Below are 6,894 nucleotides of genomic sequence, written 5' to 3'. Positions count from 1 at the left end.
TAGCCCGGAGTTCCTGGCCTATACCATCGACGATATCGGCTACCGGGATAAGATTGACTCTGCTTTCCTGAGCGCTATTGCCAGGGCGAAGGGAGGCAAATGATGGCGACACGTTTAGCTCCGCCGCAGGTGCTCACCATGGAGGAATACCGCTCGCAGTGGGAGCTTCAGGGCTGGCATCTCATCATCATCGGCCCGACCTCCACCTGGCGGCAGGACTGGGGAGAGTGGGAGGCGATCAGGGATATCGTCCAGAACGCCCTGGACGAGTGCGAGTACTACACCTGGGGCTATGACGATGAAGGTCTGTATATCCGAGATGTAGGCAAGGGAGTGGCTGTGGCCGACTTTCTGCTTGGCCCGCCCAAGCTCAAGCCCGACTACGCCCGGGGCAAATTCGGCGAAGGGATGAAGATCGCCGCCCTGGCCCTGCTCCGTCTGGGATACCGGGTCAGGGTCGAGACAAAAGGAAAAGTAATGTGGGTCGTCTTCCTGGAGCAGAAGGTCAACGGCAGCGCCGAAACTCTGGCGGCACTGTGGAAGCCTAACGGTCGGACAAGCGGCACCAGCTTTCACATCGACGGCTACCGCGGCACCGCCTTCGAAGACAGGTTTGCGGTAAACCTGCCGCGGAGCTCCATCGTCGCCGAAGGTCCGAGTAATCTGCACAAACCTATACGCCGCTTCAACCAGCTCATCCGGCACGAATTCGGAGACCGTGATTTTACCGAGGCGGTAGAGGCAGCGGGTCTCAAGCCGGCAGGAGCCTCCCGGCTCTTCGCCCGGGACATCTACATGAGGTCCATTAACAGTCCTTATAGCTACAATCTCTGGTCATTCGAACTTGCTCCCGACCGTCATGCCCCGAAGGACGAGGGGCACATGTGGGTGGACATCGGGCGGTTGTGGTCCTGCGTTACCAAAGTAGAGCACCTGCAGGTCTTCCTCCATATGGTGAAGAGCCCGCCGCTACTGGAGACAGAGGAGAGCTATAACGTGAACTTCAGCTCCTGGGACATGGGAATTGAGCCGGTGACCGGCAAGGAATACGCCGAGTTCGTCCGCGAGAATGCCCCGACATGGTGGGAAGCCTGGCACAAAGTTATGGGAGAGAACGCAATTATCCGCACCGAGGAGAAGTGGGACGGCCTGGTCAAACACCTGGGCTATAAGTCGGTATCGGTGCTGCATTCCGTCAGGGATACCCTCGCCAGGGCAATTACCACCGACAGAGAGCTTATCAGAGCCTCCCAGGAGCGGCTCAGGGAGGTAGAGATAGTTCCCGACGACCGCCTGGACCCGGTGCCGCTCACTCATCTCAAACTTGCCCGTGAGATAACGAAGCGGGTTTTTCCTTACTCGCCGCCGAGCGGTGTATACGCTGCCAGCATCCCGCCGGCCAGCGACCGCACCAGGACGGCGGGACTCTACAGCACAGCTACCGGTGAGGTCTACATCGCCATGGAGCAGATGCCGAAGATGCGCCGCGTGATCGATACCCTGGTTCACGAGCTGGCGCACCACCGGCAGTACCGCCGCAGCGGGGAAGCCGACGACTTGACTCCCATCCACATGGAGGCGATGCAGGAGATTGCCGCTGAGGTGGTGAAGATTACAGCACTCAGCGAGCTCGACCACCTGTTCAAGGAGGTGACATGGTGATGTACCGCCCATTACAGGACCAGATGAATGATTTCATGCTCTTCGGCATGTCCATCCTCTTTATGGGATTCATCGCCGGCATAACGAAGTCCATGGTAACCGATAAGCCGGTGCCGGAAAAGAGATATATACCTATGACCGGAACAAAGAAACCCGTGGTCACCGTTACCTGCCCCATTTGCGGCGAGGTTATCGAGGTGCCGGAATACAACTCAGTAACCAGGTCGGAGGCGCTCAGCCGGCACCTCAGGAAAGAGCATTCTTCAACCGTCGGGCTGCGTCCCCAGATCCTCATGATCGAGGGCGGCGAGAGGATGTCGGCGGAATACCGTGACCTTACCGGCTTCCTGCGCGACCCCCTGCCGGAGTACAGCCTGATGACATGGCTGCCGGCGGTGGAAGTGGAGGCGGGAGAGAAGAAGATCGACGCCGTCATGAAACAGCTCAAGGCCGGCGTCGAGGGTATCCAGGACAGCTACCAGTTTCGACTGTTTCTCACTACCATGGCGAAGTTCCACGACTACTCCATCGGTAACCAGATCCTCATCATGCTCCAGAAGCCGGAAGCAACCAGGGTGGCCGGCTTCAACACCTGGAAGGATCTGGGCCGCTGGGTGAAGAAGGGCGAGAAGGGTATCGCCATCCTGGCGCCGGTATTACCGCCGAAACCTAAGCCTGAAGAGAAGGATGATGATGATGAACTCAAGGAAACGGAGATTAGCCCCGTCTACTTCAAAGTTGTTCACGTTTTTGATCTTGACCAAACCGAAGGTAAGCCGCTCCCGGAGTTTGAAGTCCCCGTGCTCACCGGAGAGGTCAACCAGGCGCTTTTTGCCAGGCTGTTAGACCTGATGAAGCCAAGAGATATCCGGGTGAGCTTTGAGCCCAGACCTCATCTTGAACCGGGGATAAAAGGGTATTACATCCACGGTGAGATATGGGTGCGGCCCGAGGAGCCAAGGGCGCAGCAGCTCAAGACACTGGTTCACGAGATAGCCCACTATTACTCGGAAGGCGTCTTCCGGATACCACGGCAGGATGCGGAAACTATCGCCGAAAGCGCCGCATACGTTGTCGGCGCCCACTACGGCTTCGATACTGGCGTCCGTTCCTTTCCCTACGTGGCGTTATGGGCACGGGACAAGAAGGTGCTCGACCAGAACCTGAACTCTATACGCCGGGTGGCCGGCACAATACTTGAGGAACTGGAGAAGGCAAGATGACAATGCCGACGTTTCAAAATCAAGCAGGTAACCTGATGTACCAACCGCAGCAAACGGAAGTCGTAGTCAAGATGGCGAGGGCGATGCAGGACGGGCAATTGACTCTTCTGGAGACGCAGATGATAGCGGACGCAGGTCTGGCCTTCGGGTTGTCGCTGGTCTTCGGAACGGTCATGGGGGTGCTGATGAGGTCAGTTGTAGCCGAGGCGCTGGAGTCGGAACAGGAAGAGGTGGTCCAGCCGATGATTGACTTCCTGTTGCCAGATACGGAGGTTGACCTCCTCGACAGACTGATAAATGAAAAGAGGAACGACCTCAACTGGGAGAAGTGGCCTGATGGAACCCTCAGCGACGCCAGAAGGGCGGTCTATAAAGACATCCTGGAGGGCTTCGATACCGCGGCTGAGGCGAGGGAGTACGTTGAGGGATTACCTGAGGACACTGCCATCTACACCGCCCGGGGTGACGAGATACCCTTCTCTCTCATCAAGGCGATTATCTCCGATATTGAAAGAAACCCCTGGCTGTCTCCATTCGGGACGGAGCGCCCGGTGAGAAGCTGGCAGCCGCCGCTTCTGCCGCTGGTAATAAAATGCGCCTGGTGCGGCAGGTACCTGGGGGAAAAGGAGCCCTACGAGGACAAGTCGGTAACACACGGCATATGTCCGGAATGCCTGGCAAAATACTTTCCGAAGAAGGACGGCCTGTTGCCCCAAACCTACCGCTCCATTCCTCGGGATGCCCTGAAAAGGATAGCCGGGGAGTATGGCTGGTGGGCAGCCAGGCAAGCCGAGGCTCTTTGTCCGCATGGCGACGTGGCCTGCGTGGAGAGAGAGGCAAGGAGACTTTATGAAGTAACTAAACGGAGGAGAAACACATGATCACGGCTAAACGAAGAGTGTTCAAAGCAGGCGGATCGAAAGCCGTTACCCTGCCGAAGAGTTGCCGGATAGAAGAAGCAGTGACAATGGCCGGCGGCACACGTCTTATCCTGGTTAATACTACGGGACAGATCCGCGAGGGCGACCTGGTCAGGTTTTGCGTCAGGTACCTGGAGCCGATGTTCTGGGACTGGTGGAGACGGGAGCATAAGAAGGGCGCCCATGATGACCTGTCGGATTGGGAAGGAAGACTGTAAATGGTGATTGGACTTAGACCCGTTCGCGGTGGATTTGCCCGCCCTTTCGGTTGCGGTGTGTTCATCAGGGACTTCCTCCTGGGCCTGGGGCCGTTCGGTAGTCCGGAGATAGACCGGGACAAAGGCGCGGTCACTCAGGACATCTTCTACCATTACAAGCTGGCGTTGCACACTGCCTACGCTGAAGAGGCGGCTGACAGCGAGAATAAGCAGAGGATAGACGCGGGTATGCCCATCTACACTCCTGAAGAATACGCTGAGCGGGTTGAACGGTTCCTTCGCCGCCTTCCCTATAAGCTGGTCAAGGCTCGCTACCATAGCTTTCAGAGGTACTTCCACTGGTTAAAACAGCTGGAATGGGTGGAATTGACCGGTGAAGAAGAGCGCTCCACCCTGCAGGAAGAAACCGGTAACCATCCTGACGCTCACCCGCGCCGGCTCTACCGCCTCACCAGGAAGGGCATCGAGGCTTCCGATGATGACTGGTCTCACCCCCAGCGAGTGCTCTATCCCCAGATAGGCGACATGCCCATCGAGGATTACTTCAAGGAAAAGAGACAGGGGCGAAAGTATATCCGGCCGCGAAAGGAGATGCGTTTCCTGAGACCTTTCACCGCCGGCCAGTTTCTCCGGGACTATCTTCACGGGCTGGGACCGGAGGGATCTCTTAACATCGACCCCGATGAGGGCGACTACTCGGAGCACATTTTTTACTATTACAAGGAAGCCCTGCGCCGGGCCTACGCCAGGGACGCCGTTGCCTGGGAGAACGAGCTGCGGATAAGGGAAAAACAGGAGCCTTATACGCCGGATGAATATGCCGAACGCCTGGAGTGGCATCTCGAAAGGATACCCTATAAGCTACACCGCGCCCGGTTTCACAGCTTCTACCGCTATTTCCATTATCTGAAGCAGCTTGGCTGGATCGAGACAACAGGCAAAGAAGAGGAGTCCTATATTCAGAGTCTCGGGTATCCTGATGCGCCGCCGCGCCGGTACTACCGCTTATCTGCGAAAGGAAAAGGGGCTTTAGAGTGGGAATGGTACCGACCGCAACTGACTCTATATCCGGAGTTCGCGCCAGAATATTTCACTCAGATGAACAGAGCGCGAAGGCAGGAAGCTACCACTAAAAGCCAGCGGAAACTCCATGACCTCTCTTCAGACAATCAGTAGCGGTCCCGCCCAACCTACAAGTCAATTAAGACCACCAATGTACGATTCTGGGCCATTGATAATGATTGACTCATACTTAACGCTAAAGGTGGAAGTGAGGGGAACGCCCAATTCATCTTGTCGTGCTTTACTACGTTAGTCAGGTATCGAATATGCAACAAATTGACCCTCCTTACCACGTGTGCCGCAAGGCCCAGCTAGCAGTAGCTCTCCTTATCGTAGGAATGTCGAGGCGAGTTGAAGTAGGAAACCGGAGGTAACAAACAAAACGCCTGTAATCAGCACCGCTTTCCTAGTTGATACCCCATACTGCCTGGGCAATAGCATCACAAACGACAGAATTATAAGAAGGCCTAATGATAATGTCAGAGGAAATATCAAAATTATCAAAGCCAACGGTATCAAATACAACACTAAAGTGGCAAGGGGAAATGAAATAATGCTCGTGATTAGAAGTGCAGTCATCTGTGCACCTTTGGAAAACCCAGACAGAGACCGGTTAATTGGAATTGGAAGCCCTATTCTCATAGTTTCCTGAAATGTCAAAGTTCGTTGGGGCTTGTTCGTCACCAGGCAGTAAAAGGTAATTGTAACTCCAGCCAACCCAACCGCCGCAGTCAAACCAAGCAAGACGTGTAAGGGTACCTCTTTAAATATCTCAAACACACGAAATTGACGCATTGCCCAAAAAGCGAGAACCGTTCCGAATAAGGTCCTAAATAGATAGTTCCACCAAAGCGATCTTGCAGACAATCCGATTGCTTGAGCCTCCTTTTCTAATCGACCGCCCTCAACATCATGGTCAGAGGGTAGCAGTGCCAGTGGCCATGCGACTACCGCGAACAGCTTCACCCAGCCCGAGGCAGTCGTTTTGAGCCAGGACTCTCCACCCTTTCTCCATCTCTCTACGCGCTCAAAGCCTATCAGGATATCGCAGATTTCGGGGCTCGCTAGTATGAAGCCCAGGAATTGTAAGCAAAGACCCAAAATCGGCAACCAGTTAGTAGTCATGTTGAATGAGAACATACCCCTCGCCTTAGTAAGTATCCAACGCTCTCGGGTCTACCGTCTTCAATGTTTTAATGGCTCTCTCTTCGCTCCATTATAGCTCTACCGTCAAGGCGAAGAAAGCTATAACCACTCGATACCTCATTACTTCGATTCCCAAATCTTCTTTTGACGATACACATTGGAGAGGAGAGAGAGAAGAATCGTGCTAGGTTATGAGACTGAACAAAAGCTCTTTTTGTGTGATGATGAAGCTGAACACGCACAAAGCACAAACGCACTTTAACAACTGAATACGGAAGCTCTGACCTGAACGCTTGCCAGAAAGGGGGTAAGCGTGAGTTCAAGCGTAATAGCACCGCCAGCACCAAACGGCGGTAACGGCAATCATCAAGGACATTGTAGCCGATGTCATAAGGTCTGGACACTAAAGGAAAGGCAGGGCGTTTGCCAGTGGTGCGGTAGGTCAGCAACTTGCCAAAGCTCCACGACAAAGCCCCGCAGTATCAAGTCTAGGTCAAACGGAAGGCGAAAGCAAGCTCCAGTCCACAGCAACGGCTATGACCAGCTAGACGGCGAATGGCTAACCTATTATAAGGTAGCTTCCCGATTTAACCGCAAGGCAAAGGTAGAGGACACAGAGGACTTACTCCATACCATAATCTTGACCCTAGCCGTAGCGGAGCG

Annotated in this window: 5 protein-coding genes; all 5 read left to right on the top strand. The window is 54.7% G+C overall.

The genetic code is table 11. The features are described from left to right. Window positions 1–102: 102 nt before the first annotated feature. The 5 genes from Q8Q07_07745 to Q8Q07_07725 are packed head-to-tail and all read left to right on the top strand — an operon-like array spanning window position 103 to window position 5,199. Window positions 103–1,662, top strand: a complete 1,560-nt coding sequence (locus Q8Q07_07745) for a hypothetical protein (GenBank protein ID MDP3880177.1) — start codon at window positions 103–105, stop codon at window positions 1,660–1,662. Continuing rightward, window positions 1,656–2,885, top strand: a complete 1,230-nt coding sequence (locus Q8Q07_07740; GenBank protein MDP3880176.1) for an ArdC family protein — start codon at window positions 1,656–1,658, stop codon at window positions 2,883–2,885. The genes Q8Q07_07745 and Q8Q07_07740 overlap by 7 nt, the downstream gene beginning before the upstream one ends. A gap of 2 nt (window positions 2,886–2,887) precedes the next feature. Then, complete coding sequence (locus tag Q8Q07_07735; protein MDP3880175.1) at window positions 2,888–3,766, top strand: hypothetical protein; 879 nt, start codon at window positions 2,888–2,890, stop codon at window positions 3,764–3,766. Next, window positions 3,763–4,023 carry a hypothetical protein gene (locus Q8Q07_07730; protein MDP3880174.1) on the top strand — a complete coding sequence of 87 codons (261 nt, stop codon included), beginning with the start codon at window positions 3,763–3,765 and terminating at the stop codon, window positions 4,021–4,023. Before Q8Q07_07735 ends, Q8Q07_07730 begins: the two co-directional genes overlap by 4 nt. Next, window positions 4,024–5,199, top strand: a complete 1,176-nt coding sequence (locus tag Q8Q07_07725; protein MDP3880173.1) for a hypothetical protein — start codon at window positions 4,024–4,026, stop codon at window positions 5,197–5,199. The last annotated feature ends 1,695 nt before the right edge of the window (window positions 5,200–6,894 follow it).

The organism is Dehalococcoidales bacterium, from assembly GCA_030698765.1.
Classification (GTDB): domain Bacteria; phylum Chloroflexota; class Dehalococcoidia; order Dehalococcoidales; family UBA2162; genus JAUYMF01.
Note: the sequence above shows the minus strand (reverse complement) of the source record. Positions and strands in the feature narration are given on the sequence as shown.